This window comes from Corynebacterium hylobatis (assembly GCF_003955685.1).
GTDB classification, from domain to species: domain Bacteria; phylum Actinomycetota; class Actinomycetes; order Mycobacteriales; family Mycobacteriaceae; genus Corynebacterium; species Corynebacterium hylobatis.
Window position 1 is genome coordinate 21,899 of record NZ_RXHJ01000016.1, and the last position, 25,896, is coordinate 47,794.

Sequence of the window (25,896 nt, forward strand, 5' to 3'; positions counted from 1 at the left end):
CGGCCGCAGGGATCAGCTGAGCAGGACCCGGCGGGCCACCTCGCGCGCCTCATCCGGGCCTGCGGCCCCGAGGACCTCCTCGGCCGCCCGCTGGCAGGAGGCCAGATCCACCTCGGCCAGCTGCGCCCCGACCCCGGCCACCGCCGTCGCGGCCGCGGACAGGGAGGACACACCCAGCCCCGTGAGCACGCATGCCAGCAGCGGATCCGCTGCGGCCTCGCCACAGACACCGACGGGGGTGCTGGTGAGGGCACCGACCCGGCAGGTCTCCTGCACCAGGCGCAGCACCGCCGGCTGCCACGGGTCCGTGAGATAGGCCAGCTGCGGGGAGAGCCGGTCGGCGGCCATCGTGTACTGGGTGAGATCGTTGGTGCCGATGGAGACGAAGTCCAGGTGCGGCATCAGCTGGTCGGACATCAGGGCCGCGGCCGGCACCTCGACCATCGCCCCCGGGGTGAGCCCCCGGTCACGGCACAGGCCCGCGAACCACTCGGCCTCCTGTTCGGTGGCCACCATGGGTGCCATCACCCAGGTGGGGGCGTCCTCGCTGCGCCCTTCGGCGGCCAGGGCGATCGCATCGAGCTGGCGGGTCATCAACCCCTCGTTCTCCCGTGCGAGACGCAGGCCGCGCACGCCCAGGGCCGGGTTCTCCTCTTCGCTCAAGGTGGCGTAGGCGATGGGTTTGTCCGATCCCGCATCCAGGGTCCGGATGACCACCTTCGAGTCAGGGAAGGCCTCGAGGACCTTCCGGTAGACCGCCGCCTGCTCCTCGACGGTGGGTTCCGCGGAGGTCGACAGGAAGCTCAACTCGGTGCGGTAGAGGCCCACCCCTTCCACCTGAGCCTCGGCGGCGAGGCGGGCGGCGTTGCCGTCGGCGACATTGGCCAGCAGCTGGACACGGTGGCCGTCCGTGGTCTGAGCGGGGCCACGCCACTGGGCGATGACCGCGGCCCGCTCGCGGAACTCTGCGAGGGCTGCGCGGGAGGAGGCCTCATCGGCGTTGCGGGTGACGGTGCCACGGGCGCCGTCGACAAGCACGACTTCGCCGGCGGTGATCTGGCGTATCTTCTTCCCGGCGGCAACGATGCACGGCAGGTTCAGCTGGCGGGCGATGATCGCGGTGTGGCTGGTGGGCCCGCCGAGCTCGGTGACCAGGCCGACAACGTGGGAGGTGTCCAGGGTGGCGGTGTCGGCAGGCGAGAGATCGTCTGCGAAGAGAACGGCCTCGCCCTCGATGTCGGGCAGGCCGGGCTCCTCCTCACCACGCAGCTCGGCGATGACGCGGTCGCGGATGTCCCGCAGATCCGTGGTGCGCTCGGCCATCACTCCCCCGGCAGCCTCGAACATGTCGATGAATTTCTGGGTGGCGGCGACGGTGGCGTATTCGGCCGGGTGACCGAAGCCGATGTTCTTCTTCACCCCCCGGCGCCAGCCGCGGTCATTGACCATGCCCACGGTGGCGGTGAGTACCTCGGCGGCGGCCCCCTCCACGGTCTCCGCGCGGGCCGACAGGCGCCCCGCGACAGTGTCCGCAGCGGCGGTGAAGCGACCGAACTCGCTGTCGTGGGCGTCCTCGGCGATGGTCCGGCCGGCTTCCGGCAGGTCCGGCCGGGGGCGCACCCATACGGCCGGGGCATAGGCGATGCCGGCGACGACGCCGGTGCCCTTGAGGGATGCTGCTTCGGAGGTGCTGCGGGCAGATTCCATGAATCCTGACTCCCATCTCACAGAAAAAGGGTGGTGTGACCTCCAGAACACCACAGAATCCACCGTTTCGCAATGATCCGGGCAACCGCAATCCTTGACAATCGGACATGATCGGACAATAATCAGGTCACACAACAACATTGAGTGTGACTTAGTTCATCATTTCCATAACGGAGCGTTGACACCCCCTGAGACGGGCATGTGCCCGTCGACAACGCCATACGCTTGAGTCAGATCACGGCATCGGCCGGTTCCCGGCCGGGGTGCCGGGCGGTCCGGGGCCTGCGCCCCACCTGCAACCGCAATCCAGATTTTCCCGACCGGACAGGGAGCCGACAGTGATACTCACCTTGACACCGAACCCCAGCATCGACGCCACCATGCAACTGGACTCAGAGCTGCGCCGCGGCCACGTGCAACGGCCGACCTCGATCACCCAGGTCGCCGGAGGCAAGGGTGTCAACGTCTCGCACGCGATGCTGCTCGCGGGGAAGCACACCCTGGCGGTTTTCCCCGCCGGAGGCAACGACCCCTTCGTGGCCCTGACCCGCCAGACCGAGATCCCCTTCCACGCGATCCCCGTTGAGGAGGGCGTGCGCATCAACACCACCATCGCCGAACCTGACGGCACGACCACAAAGATCAACGGCCTCGGCGCCACCATCGACGACCGCGTCCGCAAGGTGGTCGAGGAGACCGTCACCCAACTCGCAGCCAGCTCCTCCTGGCTGGTCATGGCCGGTTCCCTGCCACCCGGGGTCCCCGTCGGCTGGTACACCGACCTCATCGCCACCGTGCGGGCCACCCACCCGGACCTGCCCATCGCGGTGGACACCTCGGATGCCGCGATCCGGGCGCTGGGCCAGGGTCTGGAGCGGGCAGCGCCCACCCTGATCAAACCGAACGGCCTGGAGCTGGGCCAGCTGGTCGACCGTGACGGTGAAGCCCTGGAGCAGGCGGCCGCGGCCGGTGATTTCGAGGAGGTCGTCGCCGCCGCCCGGATGGTCATCGAGCGGGGCATCAACGAGGTCCTGGTCACCCTGGGTGCCTCCGGGGCGGCTCTGGTCACCCGGGAGGGGGCCTGGTTCGCCACGCCGCCGCCCGTCGAGGTCAGGTCCACCGTCGGGGCTGGCGACAGCTCGCTGGCCGGCTATCTCATTGCCCGGGCGGAGGGCGACGGACCTGCCGACTGCCTCACCCGGGCGGTAGCCTACGGCACAGCCGCCACCGGGCTGCCAGGCACCACCATCCCGTCCCCTGCTCAACTGAATCTCACCGACACGCACGTGCGTGCCCTTTAAGACGCAGAGGTATTCCATGTCGATCATCACCACCGATCTGGTCCGTCTGGACGCAGACCTCGGGTCCACCACCACCGATGTCATCACGGCCCTGGCCGGTCTCGTCCACGAGTCCGGCCGTGCCACCTCCGCCGCCCTGCTTGCCGACGCCGCCCTGGCCCGCGAGGCCCAGAACCCCACCGGGGTGCCGGGCAGGGTGGCCATCCCCCACTGCCGTTCCGCGGCCGTGACCGAGCCCACTCTGGCTTTCGCACGCCTGTCGCAGGCAGTGGATTTCGGCGGCCCGGACGGGGACGCTGACCTGGTCTTCCTCATCGCCGCCCCGGAGGGCGGGGGTAAGGCGCACCTGAAGATCCTGTCCAAACTCGCCCGCGCGCTCGTGCGCGGCGACTTCGTCGACCGGCTCCGCGCCGCAGAAACCCCGGAGGACATCGTCGCCGCGGTCTCGGAGGTGGTGGGTGAAGGGGGCGTCGGGAAGCAGCCCGAACCACAGCCGGAACAGGCGCCGGCCACCCCGGCCGGCGCACAGGTCACCCGGATCGTCGCGGTGACCTCCTGCCCCACCGGCATCGCGCACACCTACATGGCCGCTGACGCCCTCACCCAGACAGCGCAGGGGCGTGACGACGTTGAACTCGTCGTGGAGACCCAGGGTTCCTCCTCCACGAAGGCGATCGACCCGGAGATCATCCGCAACGCTGACGCCGTCATCTTCGCCACCGACGTCGGGGTGCGCGACAAGGAACGCTTCGCCGGTAAACCCGTCATCGAATCCCCCGTCAAACGTGCCATCAACGAACCCGCGAAGATGATCGACGAGGCACTCGCCGCGGCCGTCAACCCCGACGCCCGGCGCGTGGCGGCGGGACCGGCCACCACGGAGAGCACCGGGCAGGCGGCGCAGCTGGGTTGGGCCCGCCGCATCCAGCAGGCCGTGATGACCGGCGTGTCCTACATGATCCCCTTCGTCGCCGCCGGTGGTCTGCTGCTGGCCCTCGGCTTCCTCGTGGGCGGTTATGACGTGGCCAACGGCTGGCAGGCCATCGCGCTGCAGCACTCACTGACCAACCTGCCCGGCAACGACGTGCTGGTTGACGGGGCGACGGTGACCTTCGACCGTGCGGGGCTGAGCCTGTATCTGGGTGCGGTGCTCTTCGCCACCGGTCAGATGGCGATGGGCTTCATCGTCGCCGCGCTGTCGGGCTACACGGCCTTCGCACTGGCCGGCCGTCCCGGTATCGCCCCCGGCTTCGTCGGTGGCGCCATCTCCGTGCTCGTCGGTGCCGGCTTCATCGGCGGTCTGGTCACGGGCATCCTCGCCGGCCTGGTGGCCTACTGGATCGGCAACTGGAAGGTGCCGCGGGTGTTGTCCTCGCTCATGCCCGTGGTGATCATCCCGCTGCTGACCTCACTGTTCGTCGGGCTGGTCATGTTCCTACTGCTGGGTCGCCCACTCGAGGATCTCATGACCGGGTTAACCGAGTGGCTGTCCTCCATGTCCGGTTCCTCCGCGGTGGTGCTGGGCATCATCCTCGGCCTGATGATGTGCTTCGACCTCGGTGGGCCGGTGAACAAGGCCGCCTACCTCTTCGCCACCGCGGGTCTGTCCACCGGCGATGAGTCCTCCATGCAGATCATGGCGGCGGTCATGGCCGCCGGCATGGTCCCGCCGATCGCCCTGTCCATGGCCACCATCGTGCGCCAGAAACTGTTCACCCCCGCGGAGCAGGAGAACGGCAAGTCCGCCTGGCTGCTGGGTCTGTCCTTCATCTCCGAGGGGGCGATCCCCTTCGCAGCCGCGGACCCGCTGCGCGTCATCCCCTCGATGATGGTCGGCGGTGCCGTCACGGGTGCCGTGTCCATGGGTCTGGGTGTGGGTTCCCGCGCCCCGCACGGCGGTGTGTTCGTGCTCTTCGCCATCGACCCGTGGTGGGGCTTCCTCCTGGCGATCATCGCCGGCACGGTCGTCTCGGCGATCGCGGTCATCGCGCTCAAGCAGTTCTGGCCCAACAAGGCCTCCCAGGCCATGGCAGCGGCCCCAGTCAGTGCCTAAGCTGGTCTCCAGCACCTGATAATCAACGAAAGGACCCCCACCCATGGCCTCCAAGACCGTCACTGTCGGCTCCGCAGTCGGCCTCCACGCCCGCCCCGCCGCCATCGTCGCCGATGCCGCCGGCGAGTACGACGACGAGATCCTGCTGACCCTGGTCGGCGACGAGGACGGCGAGGAGGCGGATGCCGCGTCCTCCCTCATGATCATGGCCCTCGGCGCCGAGAAGGGCGACCAGGTCACCATCACCTCGGACAATGCCGCAGCCGTGGAGAAGATCGCCGCCCTGATCGAAACCGATCTGGACGCCTCCTAGTCTTCCGCTGGTCCCCCTGGAATCACTGACGCCGCCCACCATCTTCCGGTGGGCGGCGTCAGCTGTGTGCGGGGTGTGCCGGCTCAGGCGAAGGTGGCGTAGAGATCGGTGATCATCTCCGCCGGATCCCCTTCCGGGGTGGGCATGGTGACATATTCCTCCCAGAACACCGGCCCGGTCGGTCGGCCGAGGGAGCGGACATGGTCGCTGAGCTCCTGCCACGCGGCACCCAACCCGTCGTAGGAGCCGGTGTGACGCCGGACGAACGCCTCATGCTCCGGGATCCGGTGGACCAGATCGGGGTGCGCCGCGCTCAGCGCCTCGGCGTGTTCCTCGGCGACGGGAAATCCCCCGGCGATGTCGACCACGTCGGTCAGCGGGGAGAAGTAGTAGGCGCGGGCGGGGCCGGCGGGTTCGGCGCCGACGGAGCGGACCGCCTGCAGTGCGCGGGTGAAGGCGCCGTCGAAGTAGCCGGTCATGTTGTCGGTGGGGACGGTCTCGCGGCTGGCCACGAGAATATGGGCGGGGACGATGACTGTGGTGTGGTCACTCATGTCCCCAGACTAGAAGCCGCGGCCTAGAACTTCGCGGCTTTTCCCTCACCGATTGTGGTGTAGAGCTTCTTCAGCACCGGATAGGCGATGAGGATGCCGGCCGAGCCCCAGGCGATGCCCTCGAGCTCCACACCGAAGACCGTCAGGGTCAGGTTGCCCACCCCCGCAATGAGGGCGACCGCGGCGGCCGTGAGGTTGACCGGGTTATTGAAGTTGACGTTGTTGTCCTGCCAGATGCGCACACCCAGCATGCCGATGAGTCCGTAGAGCACGATCGTCGCCCCGCCGAGCACACCGGCGGGGATGGTGAAGATCAGGGCCCCGAATTTCGGCACAAAAGCCAGGGCCACCGCGGTGAGGGCGGCGACCCAGTATGCGGCGGTGGAGTACACGCGGGTGGCGGCCATGACACCGATGTTCTCCGCGTAGGTCGTGGTACCCGAACCGCCGAAGGAACCGGCCAGCGTTGTGGCCAGACCGTCGGCGACCAGGGCGTCACCGGCCAGGTCATCGAGGTTGCGGCCGGTCATCTCACTGACCGCCTTGACGTGGCCGACGTTCTCCGCGATGAGGACGATGACCACCGGCAGGGTCACCAGGATCGCCGAGAGCTGGAACTGCGGGGACTGGAACTCGGGCAACCCGAACCAGGCGGCCTGCGCGATCGTCTCCCCGGTGCCCTCCGCGAGGTTGCCGGTCACCGCGGCGAAGGCCCAGCCGATGACCACGCCGATGAGGATGCCCAGGCGGGCCACCATGCCCCGGCCCGCGACGGTGGCCAGCACGATCGCCACCAGCGTCACCGTGGCCACCAGCGGCTGGGACTGGAAGTTGGTGGTGGCCACCGGTGCCAGGTTCAGACCGATGAGGGCGACGATCGCGCCCGTGACGGCCGGCGGCATGACCGCATCCAGGACCCGTCGCCCGGCGGCCTTGACCACGAATCCCACCGCCACCAGCACCAGACCCGCGACGAGCACCCCGCCGAGCTGGGCACCCATACCGTGCTGCTGGCTGGCCATGAGCGGGGCGATGAAGGCGAAGGAGGAACCCAGGTAACTGGGCAGCCGGTTGCGGGTGAGCAGCAGGAAGAGCATCGTGCCCAGACCGGAGAACAGCAGGGTCGTGTTGACGGGAAAACCCGTCAGGGTGGGCACCAGCAGGGTGGCGCCGAACATGGCGACCACATGCTGCATGCCGATGCCGATGGTGCGGGGCCAGCTCAGCCGCTCCTCGGGAGCGACGACCGCGCCGGGAAGGATTTTCCGGCCGTCACCGTGCACGTTCCAGCCGAACCGGCTGCGGGGCTCACTGGGGGTGTTGGTAGTCACGGCTCAACAGTAGTCCCCGGCGCCCCGCCCCAGCGCGCGGGTGTCAGGACGCCTCGGGGGTGGTCTCCGGCTCAGGGTCGACGGCGAATTCCGCGAGTTCCGCGGCGAGGGATCGCGGCAGGCGGACGTCGATGAGCGTGCCTTCGCCGGTGTATTCCTCGGAGCGGACGGTGCCGTACTCGTGGAGGCGGGAGATGATGTCACCGCGGGTGAAGGGCACGAGCAGGACGAGGTGGGCGTCAAGCGAGTTGAGGAAGAGCTCGATGCGCGCCTCCAGCTCGGGGACCCCCTCCCCCGTCATGGCGGAGATATACACGGCCTTCTCCACGGTGTGCCGCAGTTCGGCCAGCACCAGGGGATCCGCCTGGTCGATCTTGTTCACCACGATCAGCTCCGGCGGGGCCTGCTCCCCGGTCTCCTTGACGATGTCGTAGATGACCTTGTTCACCGCCTCGATCTGTTTGAGTGGGAACGGGTCGGAGCCGTCGACCACATGCAGCACCAGGTCTGCGGCAAGCACCTCCTCCAGGGTCGATTTGAAGGCCTCGACCAGCTGGGTGGGCAGGTGTCGGACGAAGCCGACGGTGTCGGTGAAGACGACGGCGCGGCCGTCGGCCAGTTCGGCGCGGCGGGTCGTGGGGTCCAGGGTGGCGAACAGGGCGTCCTCCACCAGCACGCCCGCACCGGTCAGTGCGTTGATGAGGGAGGACTTGCCGGCGTTGGTGTAGCCGGCGATGGCGATCTGCGGGATCGTCGAGGACTGGCGGCGCTGGCGTTTGATCTCCCGGGCGGTCTTCATCCCGGAGAGTTCGCGGCGTAGTTTGGCCATCTCCTGGCGCAGACGGCGGCGGTCAGCCTCGATCCGGGTCTCACCCGGACCACGCAGACCCACACCGCCGTTGGAACCGGCCCGGCCGCCGGCCTGGCGCGAGAGGTTGCCGCCCCAGCCGCGCACGCGGGTGTAGAGGTACTCCATCTGGGCCAGCGAGACCTGGGCCTTGCCCTCCTTCGACTTCGCATGCTGGGCGAAGATGTCGAGGATGAGCATGGTGCGGTCGATGACCTTGGTGTTCAGCGCGGTCTCCAGCGCGACGAGCTGACCGGGTGAGAGCTCACCGTCGCAGATGACGGTGTCGGCGTCGGTCGCGGCGATGATCTCCTTGAGCTCCTGGACCTTGCCGGAGCCGATGTAGGTGCCCGGGTCCGGCTTGTCGCGGCGCTGGTAGAGCATCTCGAGGACCTCTGCGCCGGCGGTCTCCGCCAGGGCGGAGAGTTCGGCCATGTTGGCCTCGACCTCGGCGACGGTCCCCTCGGTCCATACACCGACGAGGATCACCTGCTCCAGGCGGAGCCTGCGGTACTCGACCTCGGTGATGTCCTCGGTGTCTGTCGCCCGGATCTCGGTGTCCCGGGTGACGCGGCGGAAGCGGTTGCGTTCCGCCAGATCCAGCTCGCCGGTGGTGGGGGTGAGCAGGCCGGACAGGTCCGTGCCGGGGTCCTCCGGCAGCTGCGGCTGCGGCGTGTTGTCGCGGAAGGCGCGGGCCAGCAGGTCGTCATGGTCTCGGTCGTTCTCAGAAACATCAGTCATTGACAACCATTGTCCCACGTCGTGTCAACCAACTCCACCACCGGCACTCACGCAGGAATTCGACCGTCACCGTCCGGAGGCTTAGACTGGGCAACCATGAGCACCGACCTGAAGAGCATCGGCCTGGGATTCGACCGTTGGCAGGACGCCGTCGAAGCCGCCATCGCCACCAACCAGCTGGTTGTCACCGGCGAGATCCGTGACGGGCAGCTGATCCAGTACACGGACGCCTCCGGCGCCCAGATCAACATTCTCGCCGTCGAACCGTTCGCGACGTTCGCCGGCTTCGAGTCGGTCACCCAGACCTTCGCCCACATCAGCATGGTCAACGATGTCCTCGCCTTCTGTGAGATCGTCGATCCCAACGGCACCGTGCTGACCTCGATCACCTGCAACCTCTCCCAGGGCCCCCTGCTTGTCGACGCACCGACGCAGTCCTGGCAGCAGGTCGGCGTCACCGCCCTGGCCCTCGACGTGCAGACCTACGAGTCCCCGGAGGCCTACGAGGCCGCCACCGGCGAGGTCCTGGGCCTGCTGGTCTCCGAGGGTGCCCAGCTGGTCGCCGCCGGTTCCGGCGCAGCCGTCCCGGATGCCGCGGCCACCTTCTCCGCCCGCGTGCTGGAGGCTGAGTACCGCAACAACCAGCTCACCGGGCAGCGTTTCATCCACGCGACCGTCGACGGGGCCTTCCCCTTCGACGTCTGCCTGGTGGATGCCCCGGAGCTGCCGCAGAAGAACTCCGTCATCGCCGGTACCGCGATGCTCACCGCCTCCGTCCTCTCCCCCATCTCGGGCGGCGGCTGCGGAGGTTGCGGCGGTAGCTGCGGCTGCGGCGGCCACTAGGGGGAGGCTGACATGCCGGACAGGATGATGGTTCCGCTGGAACCGCAACGACGGTGGTGGATCCTGCTGATCATCGTGATCAGCATCCTGCTCATCCTCGCCATCCTGCGGTTGCAGGGGTTGCTGCTGATCCTGCCCATCGCGGTGATTGCGGTCCTGGTGGTGGGCAAACGCCCCGACACCTCAGAGACCCGCGCCCTGCGTTCCTCGATCGCCCTGTCCTCCGAGGACATACAGGACGTCATCGCCGAGTTCGAGAAGTTCTCCTCCTCACCGGAGGCCGAATACATGGCTGACCGCACCCTCACCCGGCCGGCGCTCCTGGACCCTGACTGCCCCGATCCCGACATCGAGGCCTTCCGTCACGAGTACGCCACGGCCCGCCGCTTCCTGGGTCGGCTGGAGGCCCGGCTGAGCAAGAACAACCTGGATATTGCCCAGCTGGAGTCCCTGCTGAAGGTGACTGACCAGCGTGCCCTGGAGATCCGGGAGGCGTGGATCGCCGCCCGGCAGGCGGCCCAGCGTCTCGGCCCGGACTACTGAAGCTCCACCTCGCCGGTGGCGATGATCCGCGAGGGCCCGGTCAGGGTGGAGGTCCCGCCCCCGATCTCCACCACCACGCGCCCTCCGGGGATGTGCACTGTGACCGTCCCCGCCGCCAGGCCGGCGTCCGCCAGGGCGGCACGCGCCGCGGCCACCGTCCCGGTGCCGCAGGAGCGGGTCTCCCCCACCCCGCGTTCGTGGACGCGCATGTGCACCTGTCCCTGCTGCAGCGGGGTGCTGATCTCCACGTTCACCCCGTGGGGGAAGAACCCGCGGTCGTAATCCGGCTCGGGCAGGTCCATCCCCGCCAGTGCGGCCGCGTCCAGACCGGGCAGCACGCAGGCCAGATGAGGATTACCCAGGTCCACGCCCAGTCCGGTGATGTACCTGTCCCCCAGCCGCGCGGTGGACACCCCGGTCACCTCGGCCGGGCCCATGTCCACCGTCACGGTGGCTGCCGTCAGGGTGCAGCCGTGCACGCGGACGCGGCGCTCCCCGGCGCGGGTGCCCACGGTGAAGTCGTCCGTGTCCACCAGTCCGCGGGAGCGCAGCCAGTGGGCGAAGACGCGTACCCCGTTGCCGCACATCTCCGCGACCGAGCCGTCGGCGTTGCGGTAGTCCATGAACCACTGCCCGTCACGGTGGTCGACGCGCAGGACACCGTCCGCCCCGAGTCCTGAGCGGCGGTCACACAGGGCCCGGACCTGGGCAGGATCCGGGTTGAAGGGTCCGGGGAGGATGAGGAAGTCGTTCTCGGTGCCGTGGCCCTTGGCGAAGGGGATGGGGTTCACCGGAGGAGTTCCAGTGCCTGCTCCGCCGGGTCCGCGGCGGCGTCGAACCAGGTGATGCGGGGGTCCCGGTTGAACCAGGAACGTTGGCGCCGCACGTAGCGGCGAGTGCCGGTGATGGTGCGTTCCACCGCCTCCTCCCAGCTCAGTTCCCCGGCGCGGGCGGCCAGGACCTGGGCGTAACCGATGGCGCGTCCCGCGGTGGAATCAGCGGCCAGGCCCTTGTCCGCCACGAGGTGATCGACCTCCTCGATGAGGCCGCGGTCGAACATCTGGCGGGTGCGCAGCTCGATGCGGGGGTTGAGCCAGGCCGGTTCGGTGCGCAACCCGAGGATGCGGGTGCCCCAGCGCGGCGGGGCGTTCTTCGGCGGTTGGGAGGCCTGGAAGGGCTGTCCGGTCAGTTCGATGACCTCGAGGGCGCGGACGGTGCGGCGGGGGTCCTTGTCCTCGATGACTGCTGCCGCGGCGGGGTCCAGCTCGGCCAGTTCGGCATGGAGGGTATCCACGCCGACCTCGGCCAGGCGGGCCGCCCAGCGGGCACGTACGGCCGGGTCGGTGGGCGGGAACCGCCAGTCGTCGACAAGTGACTGGACGTAGAGCATGGAGCCGCCGACCAGGACGGGCACCCTGCCCCGGGCCAGGATGTCGGCCACGTCGGCGACGGCCTCCGCCTGGTAGCGGGCCACCGAGGCGGTCTCGGTGACGTCGAGGACGTCGAGCTGGTGGTGCGGGATCCCCTCGCGTTCCTCGACGCTCAGCTTGGCGGTGCCGATGTCCATGCCCCGGTAGAGCTGCATGGAGTCGACGTTGACCACCTCGCCGCCGAGTTCGTGGGCCAGACGCAGGCCGAGGGCGGATTTCCCGGAGGCGGTGGGGCCGACCACCGCGATGGGCCGGATCATATCTGCCATGCCGCCACGTACCTTCCGACTCCGTGGGAGGTGTCCGCCTCCACCAGTTCCGCCCGCTGCGGTGACAGCGCCGCCAGTTCCAGCCACAGTTCCGGTTCCAGCACCCCGGCCTCCGCCAGGAAGCCACTGTCCGCGGCCCCATGGCCGGCGAGCAGGTCGCGGCACCACTGGTCTGCCTCGGGACCGCGCTCAAGCAGCGTCAGCGGGGCGCGCGGGGTCAGTCCTGCGCTGCCGTCGACCGCCACGAGCGTCAGGGCGGCCGGGTCGAGCACCCCCAGCTCCCCCCGGACCGATCCGATGGCACTGGCCCGTTCCCCCAGGACGTGGCGCTGCACCAGTTCCGGCAAGTGCCGCCCGGCACTGACCTCCACCTGTGGGGCGCCCCACGCCCGGAAGGAACCTGCCACCCCGGTCTCCCAGCGCGGGGAGCGCGAACCGACCAGGTGGATGGGGCGGGGGCCGGCGGCGTCGATAAGCGAGCGGACAGCGGCCACGATGCGCCGGCCGACCATATCAGCAGGGGCGAGGTCGGGGACCAGGGCGGGCCCGGCGGGCATGACGACAAGGTTGATGCTCACCCGGGACATCCTACTGGCTCGTGCTCACACTCCCGAAGCGTGCGCGGTATGTTTGTTGGAGCACAATTGGCAGCCGTGTCGCGCGGCAGACGACCAGCAAAGGACCCCGACATGACCAACTCCCCGACGCCTTCCCCGACGCCCGGCCCGAAGCCAGGACCCCGGCCCGGGCCGAAGCCGGGACCCCTCCCGGGGGTCGGTTCCCGTCCCACCCCCTCCCCGCGGCCGGCCGCCCCCGCTGTCGTCCGCCCGGTGAAGAACGACCCCGCCAAATGGGGCCGCGTCGACGCCGACGGCACGGTGTACGTGAAGACCGCGGACGGCGAACGCGAGATCGGATCCTGGCAGGCCGGCACCCCGGAGGAGGGACTCGCCCACTACGGCACCCGCTTCGATGACCTGGCCACCGAGGTGGAGCTGCTGGAGACCCGACTGAGCGCACACCCCGACGATGCGAACGCCATCAAGGAGACCGCCGCCCAGTTGCGCGAGACACTGCCGACGGCCGCCGCCATCGGTGACCTCACCGCCCTGGACAAACGCCTGGTCACCATCATGGAGCACTCCGAGGCCGCCGGTGAACAGGCCAGGGCGGACCGCGCACGACGCCGTGAGCAGGCCATCACCCGCAAGGAGGCGCTGGCCGGTGAGGCGGAGGAACTCGCCGAGAACTCCACCGACTGGAAGCCCGCCGGTGACCGGCTCCGCGCCATCCTCGATGAGTGGAAGACCATCCGCGGCATCGACCGCAGGACCGACGACACCCTGTGGAAGCGCTACTCCCGCGCCCGGGATGCCTTCAACCGCCGCCGCGGCTCCCACTTCGCTGAGCTCGACCGTGGCCGCGCCGCCGCCCGCCGTGCCAAGGAGGCCCTGGTGGAGCGTGCCGAGGCCATCAAGGACTCCACCGACTGGAACGAGACCGCACGCGCATTCCGGGACCTGATGAAGGAGTGGAAGGCCGCCGGCCGTGCCCCGCGCGAGGTCGACGACAAGCTGTGGGAGACCTTCCGCGGCGCCCAGGACCACTTCTTCAACGCCCGCAACGCGGTGACCGCCGAGCGGGACAAGGAGTTCGTCGCCAACGCCGAGGCGAAGGACAGTCTGCTCACCGAGTACGACGCCCAGATCGACCCCGCCAAGGATCTTGAGGGTGCCCGCGCGAAGCTACGCGACCTGCAGGAAAAATGGGAGGAGATCGGCTACGTCCCGCGCGGCCAGGTCCGCGAGTACGAGGACAGGATCGCCGCGCTGGAGAAGCGCGTCGCCGACGCCGAGGAATCCCAGTGGCGCCGCACCGACCCGGAGGCGCAGGCACGCGCCAACCAGTTCCTGGTCAAGGTCGAGGAGTTCACCACCCAGGCCGAGGCCGCCGAGGCCAAGGGCAACGCCAAGAAGGCCGCGCAGCTGCGCGAGCAGGCTGCCCAGTGGCAGGAATGGGCCGACGCCGCGGTGAAGGCCGTCGAGGACCTGTAATTGCGTTTCATCCCTGTTGATCGGCCGGTTCCGGGAACGGAACCGGCCGATGCCGTCCGTAACCTCGTCTTCCTCGCCAACCTCGCCGCCCAGGAGACCACCGGCGACACCGCCTCCTCCACCTCGGTGGAACGGGTCCAGCACCGCCTGCGCGGCTCCGCCGAATACGACACCCTCGCCTTCGCGCTCGAACTCGACCCCGAGGATGACTACGCCGGTTATCTCCTGGTGAGCACTCCCCTGCTCGAGGACACCCACGTCATGGAAGCGGAGGTCATCCTCGACGCCGGTCACCTCCCGCTTCCCGGCCACCCCCTCTCCACCGGGGCACACGAGGTGCTGGACCTGCTCTACGCGGAGGCGGAGGCCCTCGCAGCCCGCCACGGCCGGTCCACCGTCCAGACATGGCTGCTGCACCCCGCCACGGAGGAACCCGGCAGCGGTGACTGGGCCGGGCTGCTGCGCGGCCGCGGCTACGAACTCGGTCTCACCGAGATCCAGGGGGTCGTCTCCGTCGACGTGCCTGCCCCGGACTGGCCGCCGACGCTGCGTATCGACGTCGTGCGCAACCTCACCTTCCCCACCCCGCTCATCGACGACGTACTCGCCCTCTACCGGCAGGCCTCCCTCGACGTGCCCACCGGCGGGCTGGACGCCGGGGAGGTGGACTGGACTCCGCAGCGACTGGGGGCCGCCGCGCGCCGGGTGGTGAACACCGGCCGGGAGATGGTCAGCGTCGTCCTCTCCGATGCGGACGGGGTGATCGGCATCAGCGAGATCACCCGGTTCCCCGGTTCTGAGCCGGAGGTTGCCGAACAGGGTCTCACCGTCATCGCCCCCCGCGCCCGAGGGCGCGGTCTGGGTCTGGCCGTCAAACGCGAGGTGCTCCGGCAGGCCGCCGCGGCCCTGCCCGGTGTGAAGCGGGTCTACACGTCAAACGCCACCGCCAACACCTGGATGATCGGGATCAACAGGCAGCTGGGGTGGCGTGTGGTCAGCGGGGGTTCGGGCTGGCAGCTCCGGCTCTAGCTCTGCGGATCGTCCTGCGGCCGGTGGCGTTCAGAGGCCCGGGCCCGGCGGTCGTCCTGCAGCAGCGGGTTCGTCTCCGCAGCAAAATTCGCATCCTGCTGCATGCGGCCCACCTCATCGAGCGGATCTGCCTGCGCCCGGGCCCGGGCGATCTCCGCCTGCTCCGGGCTGCGGCGCAGCACCACGAAGGCGAAGCCGAGGAAGGCCAGACCCACCGCGAGCAGAGAGAGCCAGAAACCGATGTTCATCTCCACCCCGTCCTCGGCGGTGGGGCGGGTCTGGCGCAGCCAGACCGCGAAGATGGAGTAGGCGAAGCCCACGGTGGTGAACATCCAGGCCAGGGAGGCCAGCGCCGTGCGGCGGGTGATCAGCACCAGGGTGGTCAGCACACCGACACCCAGGAAGACGAGGATGGAGTAGACGTACTCGGTGATCTTGATGCCCGCCTCCTGGGCGGGAGCAAGCTGGAACAGCACCTCGTAGCCCCGGACCTGGCCCGCCTGGGGCAGGACCAGGGAGACCACGTAGAGGACGAGCGCGGCGACAAGCAGCCAGAGCTGCTTACCCAGGTACACCCGGGCGGAGGCACGTTTCTCCCGGGCGGCGAGATCGGTGCTGGTGGATTCACTCACGGTGGTGGTCTTCTCCTCAGGATCAACGGTGACGGGTCCCACCCTACCCCTGCTCAGGGGCGGGTCAGCAGCCGCAGGAATCAGCCGGCGCCGGTGCCGGGGCGGGGGCGGGGGCACCGACACCGGGCAGACCCAGACCAACGCCGATGGGTTCGGTCGTGGGCACCTGCCCGGCGGCGGACATGTCGCCGGCGCGGGTACGGCGGTGGGAGGTGACGGGGGTGTCAGCAAGCAGGAAATACGGTGCAGAGCCGGTGACCGTGGTGGTGACCACGTCCCCGGGACGGATCTCCCCGTCCAGGGCACCCTCAGGAAGGAAGTGCACCAGGCGGCCGTCGCGGGCGCGGCCGGTCATGCGGCCGGTCTTCTTGCGTCCCTCGGCCTGGACGAGCAGCTCCACATCCGTGCCCACCAGTCCGGCGTTGAGCTCCTCCGCGATGCGGTCCTGCAGGGCGAGGAGGCGCTCGAAACGCTCCTGGACGACTTCCTTGGGCACCTGGTTGTCGTAGCCCGCGGCCGGGGTACCCGGGCGTGCCGAATACTGGAAGGTGTAGGCGGAGGTGAACCGCGCCTTCTCCACGACGTCGAGAGTGTGCTGGAAATCCTCCTCCGTCTCGCCGGGAAAACCGACGATGAGGTCAGTGGTGATCGACGCGTGCGGGATCTTGGCCCGGACCTCGTCCAGGATGGCCAGGAACTTCGTGGAGCGGTAGGAACGGCGCATCTCCTTGAGCACCTTGTCCGAACCCGACTGCAGCGGCATGTGCAGCTGGGGGCAGACGGCCGGGGTCTCCGCCATCGCATCGATGACATCGGAGGTGAACTCCGCCGGGTGCGGGGAGGTGAAGCGCAGGCGCTCCAGGCCCTCGATCTGTCCGCAGGCGCGCAGCAGCTTCGAGAAGGCGGAACGGTCGCGCTCCAGATCCGGGTCGGCGAAGTTCACGCCGTAGGCGTTGACATTCTGCCCCAGCAGGGTCACCTCAGTCACGCCCTGGTCGACCAGCGCCTGCACCTCGGCGAGGATGTCACCGGGGCGGCGGTCGATCTCCCTGCCACGCAGGCTCGGGACGATACAGAAGGTACAGGTATTGTTGCAGCCCACGGAAACAGAGACCCAGCCCGCGTAGGCCGACTCCCGCTTGGCGGGCAGCACCGAGGGGAAGGCCTCGAGCGAGTCGACGATCTCGACCTGGGCCTCCTCATTGTGCCGGGCACGCTCAAGCAGGGTCGGCAGGGAGCCGATGTTGTGGGTGCCGAAGACCACGTCCACCCACGGGGCGCGGGCCACCACGGTCTCCCGGTCCTTCTGGGCCAGGCAACCGCCGACGGCGATCTGCATTCCCGGGTGCCGGTCCTTGGTGGCCTTGAGGTTGCCGAGGGTGCCGTAGAGCTTCTCGTCGGCGTTCTCCCGGACAGCACAGGTATTGAAGACCACCAGGTCAGCATCCGTTCCCGCGGCGACGGCCGAATAACCCGCCCCCTCGAGCAGCCCGGACAGGCGCTCGGAGTCATGCACGTTCATCTGGCAACCGAAGGTGCGGACCTCGTAGGTCCTGGACGGGGTATCAACGGGGGTGTTCACGGCTGGTAATTGTAGCTTTCTCCAGCGGGGGCACCCAATCCGCGGTATCGGTCACTGAGCCACCCAACAGTGTCCACCAGGTTTTTCCTGAGTGCACCTCAGTCCGTCTTTGCCCGGTCTTTGTCTGTTCTTTGTCCGGTCACAGAATCGTTTGCTCAAAACCACACCCGTGACGCCCGCCTGTGCCTAAGATCAGACTATGACTCAGACCACACCCTCATCTGATCGTGGCCCCACGGACACGCCCATGATCCGGATGACGGACGTGCAGAAGTACTTCGACGATTTCCAGGCCCTCAAGGACATCAACCTTGAGGTACCCCGGGGGCAGGTTGTCGTGGTGCTCGGCCCCTCCGGATCCGGCAAATCCACCCTGTGCCGCACCATCAACCGGCTCGAGACCATCGAGGAGGGCACCATCGAGATCGACGGTGTCCACCTGCCCGAGGAAGGCCGGGACCTGGCCAGGCTCCGCGCCGATGTCGGCATGGTCTTCCAGTCCTTCAACCTGTTCCCCCACCTGACCATCCGCGACAATGTCACCCTCGGTCCGGTCAAGGTCAAGAAGATGAAGAAGGCCGAGGCCGGGAAACGGGCCATGGAACTGCTGGAACGGGTGGGCATCGCCAACCAGGCCGACAAATACCCGGCCCAGCTCTCCGGCGGCCAGCAGCAGCGCGTGGCCATCGCCCGCGCACTGGCGATGAACCCGAAGATCATGCTCTTCGACGAGCCGACCTCCGCCCTCGACCCCGAGATGGTCAACGAGGTCCTCGACGTCATGGCCGCCCTCGCCAAGGAGGGCATGACCATGGTCGTGGTCACCCACGAGATGGGCTTCGCCCGCAAGGCAGCGGACCGTGTCCTGTTCATGGCCGACGGGGCGATCGTCGAGGACTCCACCCCCGAGGAATTCTTCACCAACCCGAAGACGGCCCGCGCCAGGGATTTCCTGGGCAAGATCCTCTCCCACTGATGTGCCACCGCTAACCCTCAATTCCCGAAGGAAACAATGATCATGAAGAAGAACCTCCTGCGTCTCGCCGCCGTCACCTCCACCGTCGTCCTCACCGGAGTCACCCTCGCCGCCTGTGGCGGGTCCTCGGGCGGCGACGGCATGCTCGCCGCCATCGAGTCCGGTGAGGTCACCATCGGCACCAAATACGACCAGCCGGGCCTGGGCCTGCGCAACCCGGACGGCTCGATGTCCGGGCTCGACGTCGACGTCGCCGAGTTCGTGGTCAACCAGATCGCCACCGACAACGGCTGGGAGGCCCCGGCCATCACCTGGCGTGAGACCCCCTCCGCTCAGCGCGAGACCCTCATCCAGAACGGTGAAGTCGACCTCATCGCCGCCACCTACTCCATCAACCAGGGCCGCTCCCAGTCCGTCAACTTCGGTGGCCCCTACCTGGTCACCCACCAGGCCCTGCTGGTGCGCGAGGCAGAGACCGCGATCACCGACCTGGAGAGCCTCGACGGCAAGATCCTCTGCTCCGTCACCGGTTCCACCCCGGCCCAGACGGTCAAGGACGCCCTGCCGGGTGTCCAGCTCCAGGAATACGACACCTACTCCTCCTGCGTCGAGGCACTGCGCCAGGGCAACATCGACGCGATGACCACCGACGCGACCATCCTGCTCGGCTACTCCGCACAGGCCCCGGGCCAGTTCAAGGTCATCGAGATGGAGCGTGACGGCGAACCGTTCACCAACGAGTACTACGGCATCGGCCTGGCCAAGGACGACACCGAGGGCACCGACGCGATCAACGCCGCGCTGACGGAGCTGCACGACTCCGGTGAATTCGACAGGCTGGTCCAGGAGAACCTCGGCAGCGACGAGTCCGTCTCCCCGGGCACCCCGGGTGACCTCTCCTTCCTCGACAACTAGCGGACCGGAAGGAGACCCCCGTGGATGCACTCTGGGCCGATCTCGGCCCCCGGTTGTGGTCGGCCTTCTGGCTGACCATCCAGCTGACGATCTACTCCGCCATCGGCGCGATGATCCTCGGCACCATCCTCACCGCCATGAGGGTCTCCCCCGTCGGGATCCTACGGAACATCGCGACCTTCTACATCAACACCCTGCGCAACACCCCGCTGACCCTCATCGTCATCTTCTGTTCCTTCGGCCTGTACCAGAACCTCGGACTGGTCCTGGCTGACCGCAGCTCACCCACCTTCCTGGTGGACCAGAACTTCCGTCTCGCCGTCCTCGGCTTCGTGCTCTACACCTCGGCGTTCGTGGCGGAGTCCCTGCGCTCCGGCATCAACACCGTGCACTTCGGGCAGGCGGAGGCCGCCCGGTCCCTCGGGCTGACCTTCGGGCAGAGTTTCAGCAACATCGTCTTCCCCCAGGCCGTCCGCGCCGCGATCGTGCCCCTGGGCAACACCCTCATCGCGCTGACGAAGAACACCACCATCGCCTCGGCGATCGGCGTCGCCGAGGCCTCCCTGCTGATGAAGTCCACCATCGAGAACCACGCGAACCTGCTGTTCATCGTGTTCGGCATCTTCGCCCTGGGCTTCATCATCCTGACTCTGCCCACCGGCCTGGCGCTCAGCCGGCTGTCCGACCGACTGGCGGTGAGGAAATAATGACCGTACGCGCCACAGTGCTCTACGACGCCCCCGGCCCCCGCGGCCGCCGCGTCAACCTCCTCCTGACCGTCGCCACCGCGGTCCTCACAGTGCTCATCCTCGCCTGGATCGGCTGGACCCTGAACAACAACGGCCAGCTCGAGGCCGCGAAATGGACCCCGTTCCTGGATTCCCAGACCTGGCGGACCTACCTGCTCCCCGGCCTGTGGGGCACGCTGAAATCGGCTTTCCTGTCGATCATCCTCGCGATGATCCTCGGCGTGCTGCTGGGCCTGGGACGCCTGTCGGAACTGGCGTGGCTGCGCTGGATCTGCGCCGTGATCATCGAGTTCTTCCGCGCCATCCCGGTACTGCTGCTCATGATCTTCGCCTACCAGCTCTTCGCCGAGTACAACATGGTCCCCTCCCGGCAGCTCGCCTTCGCCGCGGTTGTCTTCGCACTGACCATGTACAACGGTTCCGTGGTCGCGGAGATCCTGCGCTCCGGCATCAACTCCCTGCCCAAGGGACAGACCGAGGCCGCCCGTGCGCTGGGTATGTCGCACCAGCAGACCATGCGGACGATCCTGCTGCCGCAGGCGATCGCCGCCATGCTGCCGGCGCTGATCGCGCAGATGGTCATCGCACTGAAGGACTCCGCGCTGGGTTACCAGATCGGCTACGTGGAGGTCGTCCGTTCCGGCATCCAGTCCGCCTCCTTCAACCAGAACTTCCTGGCCTCGCTGACGGTCGTCGCGATCATCATGATCCTGATCAACTGGGCCCTGACCTCCCTGGCGCAGCGCGTTGAGCGGCAGCTGCGGGCCGGCCGGGCGCGCCGCAACATCCTGGCCAAGGTGCCGGAGATGCCCGACCAGGGCATCGACACCAAGGACAACGTCAACGTCGACTGGCAGGCCCCCGGTTACGTGGAGATCCAGAACCCGGACCGCTGAGCCCTCCTCAGACGGGAAAAACCGCTGCCACCCGGCTCCGGGTGGCGGCGGTCCGCTGTTTCACCGGCGGTGTCAGCCGAGACCGGCAATGCGCTCCTCGAGGGCCTCCCGCGCGATGCGCAGGCTCATGCCCTGGGGGAAACCACGGCGGGCCAGCACCCCGACGATGCGCCGCAGCGCCTTATCAGTTTCCGCCCGGTCGGCCGGGGCCTCGCGGATGGTGCGCGCCTTCTTCTCTGCCAGGGCCCGGGCGGTGGCCTCCTCGTCGGCGGCGTCGATCTGCTCAAGGGCCTCCGCCCGCGTGGCGGAGTCGACGCCCTTCTGGCGCAGCTCCTGCTCCAGTACACGGGTGGACTTGCCGCGGCGGGCGTGGCGCTGCCGGACCCATTCCCGGGCGAAGGCCGCGTCGTCGAGGAGGTTGACCGCCGCCAGGTCATCGAGCACGTCGTCGACGACCACGGGCTCGAACTCGGCCTCGATGAGCCGCTCGCGCAGCTCCTGGCGGGATCGGGCCCGCACATCAAGCAGCCCCAGGGCGCGCCGACGCACGGCCGCCTTGGCCTCCTCCGCCTCCTGGTCGAACTGGCCCGGCGTGAATCCGGCGATCGCCTCCTTCAGTTGGGCGATCTTCTGCTCCCGGCTGGTCATGGCACCTCCTGCCCGCTATTCCGCGGTGGCTGCAGCCTCAGCCTCAGCTTCAGCCTCGGCCTCGTCGTCGAAGTCGACGTTGGGCACCATGTCGACCGGCTCATCGGTGAGGGTGTCGCCTGCGGCGGCCGCCTCAGGGCCGATACCCAGCTTGATGAAGATCTTGCGCTCGATCTCGTCGGCCAGCTCCGGAGTCTCCTTGAGCAGCAGGCGGGCCTTCTCCTTGCCCTGCCCGAGCTGGTCACCCTCGTAAGTGAACCAGGAGCCGGACTTCTTCACGATGCCGTTCTCCACGCCGAGGTCGATGATGGAGGACTCCCGGGAGATGCCCTCGCCGTAGATGATGTCGAACTCGGCGATCTTGAAGGGCGGGGAGACCTTGTTCTTGACCACCTTGACGCGGGTGCGGTTACCGATGGCGTCCTGGCCGTCCTTGAGTGTCTGGATGCGGCGCACGTCGAGGCGGACCGAGGCGTAGAACTTCAGTGCCTTGCCGCCGGTGGTGGTCTCCGGGGAGCCGAACATGACGCCGATCTTCTCGCGCAACTGGTTGATGAAGATGGCGGTGGTGCCGGAGGTGTGCAGGGCTCCGGTCATCTTGCGCAGTGCCTGGCTCATCAGACGGGCCTGCAGGCCGACGTGACTGTCACCCATCTCGCCCTCGATCTCGGCCTTCGGGGTCAGGGCCGCGACGGAGTCGATGACGAGGATGTCGATGGCGCCGGAGCGCACGAGCATGTCCGCGATCTCCAGGGCCTGCTCGCCGGTGTCCGGCTGGGAGACCAGCAGGTTGTCGGTGTCCACACCGAGTTTCTTGGCGTAGTCGGGGTCCAGTGCGTGCTCGGCATCGATGAAGGCGGCGATACCGCCGGCTTTCTGTGCCTGGGCGATGGCGTGCAGCGCCACGGTCGTCTTACCGGAGGACTCCGGGCCGTAGATCTCGACGACGCGGCCGCGGGGGAAACCGCCGATGCCGAGGGCCACGTCGATCGCGGTGTTGCCGGAGGAGATGATCTGGATCGGCGGACGGTTCTCGTCACCGAGGCGCATGACCGCGCCCTTGCCGTAGTCCTTCTCGATCATCGCCAGCGCGGCGTCGAGCGCCTTCTGCCGGTCATCGCCCTTGGCGGAGGTGGCCTTCTTCTTGGTTGCCATGGTGGCGTTTCCTTCTGTTGGGTGGTCTGTGGTGACGTCGGTGGGTTGGTCGGGCAGGAAAGTGTCCACATCCTCTTGGACTCCGTTCGCCCCCGAAAGGCTCCCGGTTCAGGGATGTCCGCCCTCCCGCACGATGTTCTGGCCCCACGGTATCCACAGGGTGGGACACAAGGATCGTCGAATTCGAACTTACACGCACGTTTGTTCGAAAGCAACGTCAGCGGTCGAGGTCATCGCGTCCCAGTCGGCGCCCCTCCGGAACATCGAAGTCATCACACAACTCCAGCCACACCTTGCGCAGGTCAACACCGTCCTCGATGAGCTGCTCCGGGGTACGCCCACTGGAGACGAGCACATGGGAGTGCGCGAGGAACCGCGCTTGGGCCCGCCCGAACTCGTCCTCGAGGAGCTGATGGAATTCCGTCAGTCGCATGCCCGCATGATACCGGGACCTGTGTCCACAGGCCTCCCCGACGCTCGACTGAACACCGTTCAGTGCTACCGTGTCCCCATGACCACAACCACCACCCGCACCTCGCGGTCCACGGTCCAGGACCTGGCATATGTTGCTGTCTTCGCGGCCCTGATCATCGTGCTCGCCTTCGTCGCCATCCCCATCGGCGCCGCCGGCGTGCCGATCGTCCTCCAGAACGCCGCGATCGTGTTGGCCGGCCTCGTCCTCGGTGGCCGCCGCGGCTTCCTCGTCGCCGCGCTCGTCCTCTTCCTCGGCCTCATCGGCCTGCCCGTGCTCGCCGGTGGGCACACCACGCTCGCGGCCCTGGCCGGCCCGACCGTCGGCTACATCGTCGGCTACCTCGTCTCTGCCGGTGTCGCGGGCGCCATCGCCTACCGTGCCCCCGCACGCAACCGCGGTGCCCAGGTCGTGTGGTTCACCGTCGCCGCCGCCGTCGGCCTGCTGCTCCAGTACTTCTTCGGTGCCCTGGGACTGGTGTGGCGAGCCGGACTGAGCCTGGGCGAGTCGATCATCGCCCAGGGCGCCTTCCTCATCCCGGACGCCGCGAAATTCGCCGTCATGGTGGTCATCGCCCTCGGCATCCACGCCGCCTTCCCCGATCTCCTCTCCCGCAGGAAATAATGCCCACCATCACCTTCGACAACGTCTCCGTCGTCTTCGACGGAGACGTCTCCCCCACCCTGGACCAGATCAACCTGAATCTCACCGAACACCGGATCGGCATCATCGGCGCCAACGGCTCCGGCAAATCCACCCTCGCCCGGCTCATCAACGGACTGGGCTCCCCCACCTCGGGGCAGGTCAGCGTGGACGGACGCGACGTGGACAAATACGGCCGGGAGATCCGCCGCCGCGTCGGCTTCGTATTCTCCGACGCCGAGAACCAGATCGTCATGCCCCAGGTGCGTGACGACGTCGCCTTCTCCCTGCGCCGCCTGAAGCTCTCCCGCGCCGAACGCGATGCGCGTGTCGACGCCGCCCTCGACCGCTTCGGCCTCACCCCTCTGGCGGAGGCCTCCCCGCACACGCTCTCGGGCGGCCAGAAACAGCTGCTCGCGCTCGCCGCTGTCCTGGTCATCGAACCCGATCTGATCATCGCCGACGAACCGACCACACTGCTCGACCTGCGCAACCGCATCCGCATCGCCCGGGAGTTCGCCGCGCTGGAACAGCAGCTCATCGTGGTCACCCACGACCTGGACCTCCTCGAGGACTTCGACCGCGTCATCTGCCTGGACAACGGCCGCATCATCGCCGACGGTGAGCCCCACGAGGTGTGCGCCCACTACAGAGGCCTGATGCTCGCGTGAGGAACATCCCGCTGGGTGTCCACCTGCCCGGGAACACCCTGATCCACCGTGCCCCCGCCGGCTGGAAGTTCCTCACCCTGCTGGTCTTCATCCTGACCTCCACCTTCCTGGTGGACACCCCTGCCATGGCCGGCCTGTGGCTGGGCATGGTGGCCGTGGGTTATGTGGTGGCCCGCGTACCACTGCGGATGGCCCTCGGGCAGACCCTACCGGTCCTGCCGGTTCTACTGGCTCTGGGAGCTTTCCAGTGGTGGCAGCGCGGCCTCGACCTCGCGCTGACCATGGTGCTCGTACTGCTGGCCTCCGTGGCCGCCGCCGCGCTGCTCACCCTGACCACCACCATCGCCGAGCTGATGGCGGCCGTCGAGAAGGGTCTGTCCCCTTTCGCCCGCTTCGGCCTGCCGGTGGAGACCATCTCGCTGGCGGTCTCCCTGACCTTCCGGCTCATCCCCCTCCAGCTGGCCACCGTGCAGGAGGTGCTGGCTGCACGCAAGGCCCGCGGGGCGGGCTTCTCCATCGCGGCCTTCGGTACCCCAGTACTCATCCGTTCCATCCGCCGCGCCCGACTGCTCGCGGAGGCCCTCACCGCCCGGGGCGTCGGCGACTGATCCCTGAAGTCCGCCCCGCACCAGGCACAGAAAAACTCCCCGGAAACCAGTGGCTTCCGGGGAGTCTGCTTGTCTACGGGGTTACTCGCCGCGCAGCTCGCGCATGCGGCGGGCGACGGCGTCATCGGCGACGTTGTCGGCACCGGGCGCGCCACCCTCGATCGCCTTGTCAGCGGCCGGGGAGGACAGCTCGTTGCCGCCCTTCATCTCGGCGCGGATCTGCTCGAGGCGGGAGTGTCCGGCCATCTGGATGCCGGCCTGCTGCACCTCGGCCATGCGGCCCTCGACAGAGTCCTGGGCCAGCTCGGCCTGGCCGAGCGCGTTGGCGTAACGGCGCTCGATCTTCTCGCGCACCTGGTCCAGGTTCGGGGTGGAACCGGCGGTGATGGAGTTCATGGACTGCAGGGACTCGGAGACCTTCTCCTGCATCTTGGCCTGCTCCAGCTGGGAGAGCAGCTTGGTGCGCTCGGCGACCTTCTGCTGCAGGGCCATGGAGTTGCGCTCCACGGCCTGCTTGGCCTGGTCGGCCTGCTGCAGGGACTGGTCGTGGAGCTGCTTGGTGTCCTCGACGGACTGCTCCGCGGTGACCAGCTGGGCGGCGAAGGCCTCGGCAGCGTTCTCGTACTCGACGGCCTTCTTCTCATCGCCCTCGGCGCGGGCCTTGTCAGCCAGCTGCAGGGCCTGACGGGTGTTGGCCTGGAGCTTCTCGATCTCGCCGAGACGACGGTTCAGCTGCATCTCCAGCTGACGCTGGTTGCCGATGACGGCAGCGGCCTGCTGCGACAGCTCCTGGTGCTGGCGCTGCGCGTCCTCGATGGCCTGCTGAATCTGCACCTTCGGATCGGCGTTCTCCTCGATCTTCGAGTCGAACAGCGCCATCAGGTACTTCCATGCCTTGACGAAGGGATTAGCCATGTCGGATCGGGCCTTCCTAG

General features: G+C 68.2%; 27 protein-coding genes. 14 read left to right on the forward strand and 13 right to left on the reverse strand.

All coding sequences use genetic code 11. The annotated features are described in order from the left end of the window. Positions 1–12 precede the first annotated feature (12 nt). Positions 13–1,707, reverse strand: a complete 1,695-nt coding sequence (gene ptsP / locus EAH68_RS11530) for a phosphoenolpyruvate--protein phosphotransferase (protein ID WP_126121493.1) — start codon at positions 1,705–1,707, stop codon at positions 13–15. Positions 1,708–2,045: 338 nt separating this feature from the next. On the opposite strand from ptsP, the gene EAH68_RS11535 reads away from it, so the two are divergent. The 3 genes from EAH68_RS11535 to EAH68_RS11545 are packed head-to-tail and all read left to right on the forward strand — an operon-like array spanning position 2,046 to position 5,374. Continuing rightward, the gene (locus EAH68_RS11535; protein WP_126121494.1) at positions 2,046–3,008 is read left to right on the forward strand and encodes a 1-phosphofructokinase family hexose kinase; all 963 of its coding nucleotides are present in this window, start codon (positions 2,046–2,048) and stop codon (positions 3,006–3,008) included. A gap of 16 nt (positions 3,009–3,024) precedes the next feature. Next, positions 3,025–5,061, forward strand: coding sequence for a PTS fructose transporter subunit IIABC (locus EAH68_RS11540; RefSeq protein WP_126121495.1), 2,037 nt, complete (start codon positions 3,025–3,027; stop codon positions 5,059–5,061). A gap of 43 nt (positions 5,062–5,104) precedes the next feature. Beyond that, a complete protein-coding gene (locus EAH68_RS11545; RefSeq protein WP_126121496.1) occupies positions 5,105–5,374 on the forward strand; it encodes an HPr family phosphocarrier protein in 270 nt (89 codons plus the stop codon). Positions 5,375–5,457: 83 nt separating this feature from the next. On the opposite strand, the gene EAH68_RS11550 is transcribed toward EAH68_RS11545, so the two are convergent. Genes EAH68_RS11550 through hflX form a run of 3 tightly spaced genes read right to left on the reverse strand, consistent with a single transcriptional unit; the run spans position 5,458 to position 8,847 of the window. Next, the gene (locus EAH68_RS11550; RefSeq protein ID WP_126121497.1) at positions 5,458–5,928 is read right to left on the reverse strand and encodes a GyrI-like domain-containing protein; all 471 of its coding nucleotides are present in this window, start codon (positions 5,926–5,928) and stop codon (positions 5,458–5,460) included. Between the two features lie 23 nt (positions 5,929–5,951). Further along, on the reverse strand, positions 5,952–7,259 hold the full coding sequence (locus EAH68_RS11555; RefSeq protein ID WP_126121498.1) for a uracil-xanthine permease family protein: 1,308 nt from the start codon (positions 7,257–7,259) through the stop codon (positions 5,952–5,954). A gap of 43 nt (positions 7,260–7,302) precedes the next feature. Next, a complete protein-coding gene (gene hflX / locus EAH68_RS11560) occupies positions 7,303–8,847 on the reverse strand; it encodes a GTPase HflX (protein WP_126121499.1) in 1,545 nt (514 codons plus the stop codon). A 96-nt stretch (positions 8,848–8,943) separates the two neighbouring features. On the opposite strand from hflX, the gene EAH68_RS11565 reads away from it, so the two are divergent. After that, entirely contained in the window at positions 8,944–9,690 is a 747-nt protein-coding gene (locus tag EAH68_RS11565; RefSeq protein WP_126121500.1) for a hypothetical protein, read from the forward strand. A gap of 12 nt (positions 9,691–9,702) precedes the next feature. Beyond that, the gene (locus EAH68_RS11570; protein WP_164546479.1) at positions 9,703–10,233 is read left to right on the forward strand and encodes a hypothetical protein; all 531 of its coding nucleotides are present in this window, start codon (positions 9,703–9,705) and stop codon (positions 10,231–10,233) included. On the opposite strand, the gene dapF is transcribed toward EAH68_RS11570, so the two are convergent. Genes dapF through EAH68_RS11585 form a run of 3 tightly spaced genes read right to left on the reverse strand, consistent with a single transcriptional unit; the run spans position 10,227 to position 12,519 of the window. Continuing rightward, a complete protein-coding gene (gene dapF, locus EAH68_RS11575; protein ID WP_126121561.1) occupies positions 10,227–11,015 on the reverse strand; it encodes a diaminopimelate epimerase in 789 nt (262 codons plus the stop codon). The genes EAH68_RS11570 and dapF overlap by 7 nt on opposite strands. A 5-nt stretch (positions 11,016–11,020) precedes the next feature. Then, positions 11,021–11,923, reverse strand: a complete 903-nt coding sequence (gene miaA / locus EAH68_RS11580; protein ID WP_126121563.1) for a tRNA (adenosine(37)-N6)-dimethylallyltransferase MiaA — start codon at positions 11,921–11,923, stop codon at positions 11,021–11,023. Further along, positions 11,920–12,519, reverse strand: a complete 600-nt coding sequence (locus EAH68_RS11585; protein WP_439647633.1) for a hypothetical protein — start codon at positions 12,517–12,519, stop codon at positions 11,920–11,922. The genes miaA and EAH68_RS11585 overlap by 4 nt, the downstream gene beginning before the upstream one ends. 102 nt (positions 12,520–12,621) lie before the next feature. On the opposite strand from EAH68_RS11585, the gene EAH68_RS11590 reads away from it, so the two are divergent. Together EAH68_RS11590 and EAH68_RS11595 are read left to right on the forward strand one after the other, a co-directional pair. Then, positions 12,622–13,986 (forward strand): DUF349 domain-containing protein, encoded by a 1,365-nt coding sequence (locus EAH68_RS11590; RefSeq protein ID WP_126121502.1) that lies wholly within the window; start codon positions 12,622–12,624, stop codon positions 13,984–13,986. After that, a complete protein-coding gene (locus tag EAH68_RS11595; RefSeq protein ID WP_126121503.1) occupies positions 13,987–15,015 on the forward strand; it encodes a GNAT family N-acetyltransferase in 1,029 nt (342 codons plus the stop codon). Here EAH68_RS11595 and EAH68_RS11600 read toward each other — a convergent pair. Both EAH68_RS11600 and miaB read right to left on the reverse strand, forming a co-directional pair. Next, on the reverse strand, positions 15,012–15,647 hold the full coding sequence (locus tag EAH68_RS11600) for an Rv2732c family membrane protein (RefSeq protein WP_126121504.1): 636 nt from the start codon (positions 15,645–15,647) through the stop codon (positions 15,012–15,014). The two genes, EAH68_RS11595 and EAH68_RS11600, sit on opposite strands and share 4 nt — an antisense overlap. Positions 15,648–15,711: 64 nt before the next feature. Further along, positions 15,712–17,229, reverse strand: a complete 1,518-nt coding sequence (miaB, locus tag EAH68_RS11605) for a tRNA (N6-isopentenyl adenosine(37)-C2)-methylthiotransferase MiaB (RefSeq protein WP_277600478.1) — start codon at positions 17,227–17,229, stop codon at positions 15,712–15,714. Between the two features lie 247 nt (positions 17,230–17,476). Between miaB and gluA the strand changes: the two genes are divergently transcribed. The 4 genes from gluA to EAH68_RS11625 are packed head-to-tail and all read left to right on the forward strand — an operon-like array spanning position 17,477 to position 20,765. Then, positions 17,477–18,205 (forward strand): glutamate ABC transporter ATP-binding protein GluA, encoded by a 729-nt coding sequence (gene gluA, locus EAH68_RS11610; protein WP_164546482.1) that lies wholly within the window; start codon positions 17,477–17,479, stop codon positions 18,203–18,205. A gap of 42 nt (positions 18,206–18,247) precedes the next feature. Next, complete coding sequence (locus tag EAH68_RS11615; protein ID WP_126121507.1) at positions 18,248–19,120, forward strand: glutamate ABC transporter substrate-binding protein; 873 nt, start codon at positions 18,248–18,250, stop codon at positions 19,118–19,120. A 20-nt stretch (positions 19,121–19,140) separates the two neighbouring features. Continuing rightward, positions 19,141–19,827, forward strand: coding sequence for a glutamate ABC transporter permease GluC (gene gluC, locus EAH68_RS11620; RefSeq protein WP_126121508.1), 687 nt, complete (start codon positions 19,141–19,143; stop codon positions 19,825–19,827). Next, on the forward strand, positions 19,827–20,765 hold the full coding sequence (locus EAH68_RS11625; RefSeq protein WP_126121509.1) for an amino acid ABC transporter permease: 939 nt from the start codon (positions 19,827–19,829) through the stop codon (positions 20,763–20,765). The genes gluC and EAH68_RS11625 overlap by 1 nt, the downstream gene beginning before the upstream one ends. Positions 20,766–20,837: 72 nt before the next feature. On the opposite strand, the gene recX is transcribed toward EAH68_RS11625, so the two are convergent. From recX to EAH68_RS11640, 3 genes are all read right to left on the reverse strand, one after another. Then, positions 20,838–21,413 (reverse strand): recombination regulator RecX, encoded by a 576-nt coding sequence (gene recX, locus EAH68_RS11630; protein WP_126121510.1) that lies wholly within the window; start codon positions 21,411–21,413, stop codon positions 20,838–20,840. Between the two features lie 15 nt (positions 21,414–21,428). Next, entirely contained in the window at positions 21,429–22,568 is a 1,140-nt protein-coding gene (gene recA, locus EAH68_RS11635; protein WP_126121511.1) for a recombinase RecA, read from the reverse strand. Between the two features lie 217 nt (positions 22,569–22,785). Next, a complete protein-coding gene (locus EAH68_RS11640) occupies positions 22,786–23,001 on the reverse strand; it encodes a DUF3046 domain-containing protein (protein ID WP_126121512.1) in 216 nt (71 codons plus the stop codon). Positions 23,002–23,079: 78 nt separating this feature from the next. Between EAH68_RS11640 and EAH68_RS11645 the strand changes: the two genes are divergently transcribed. From EAH68_RS11645 to EAH68_RS11655, 3 genes are read left to right on the forward strand one after another with little or no spacing between them, the layout of a single operon-like run. Further along, positions 23,080–23,664, forward strand: a complete 585-nt coding sequence (locus tag EAH68_RS11645) for a biotin transporter BioY (RefSeq protein WP_126121513.1) — start codon at positions 23,080–23,082, stop codon at positions 23,662–23,664. Then, positions 23,664–24,353, forward strand: a complete 690-nt coding sequence (locus tag EAH68_RS11650; protein WP_126121514.1) for an energy-coupling factor ABC transporter ATP-binding protein — start codon at positions 23,664–23,666, stop codon at positions 24,351–24,353. Before EAH68_RS11645 ends, EAH68_RS11650 begins: the two co-directional genes overlap by 1 nt. Next, positions 24,350–24,961: an energy-coupling factor transporter transmembrane component T family protein gene (locus EAH68_RS11655; RefSeq protein WP_126121515.1), complete on the forward strand. Its 612-nt coding sequence runs from the start codon at positions 24,350–24,352 to the stop codon at positions 24,959–24,961. The genes EAH68_RS11650 and EAH68_RS11655 overlap by 4 nt, the downstream gene beginning before the upstream one ends. Positions 24,962–25,042: 81 nt before the next feature. Here EAH68_RS11655 and EAH68_RS11660 read toward each other — a convergent pair whose 3' ends face one another. Then, positions 25,043–25,876: a PspA/IM30 family protein gene (locus EAH68_RS11660; protein WP_126121516.1), complete on the reverse strand. Its 834-nt coding sequence runs from the start codon at positions 25,874–25,876 to the stop codon at positions 25,043–25,045. Positions 25,877–25,896: the final 20 nt, after the last annotated feature.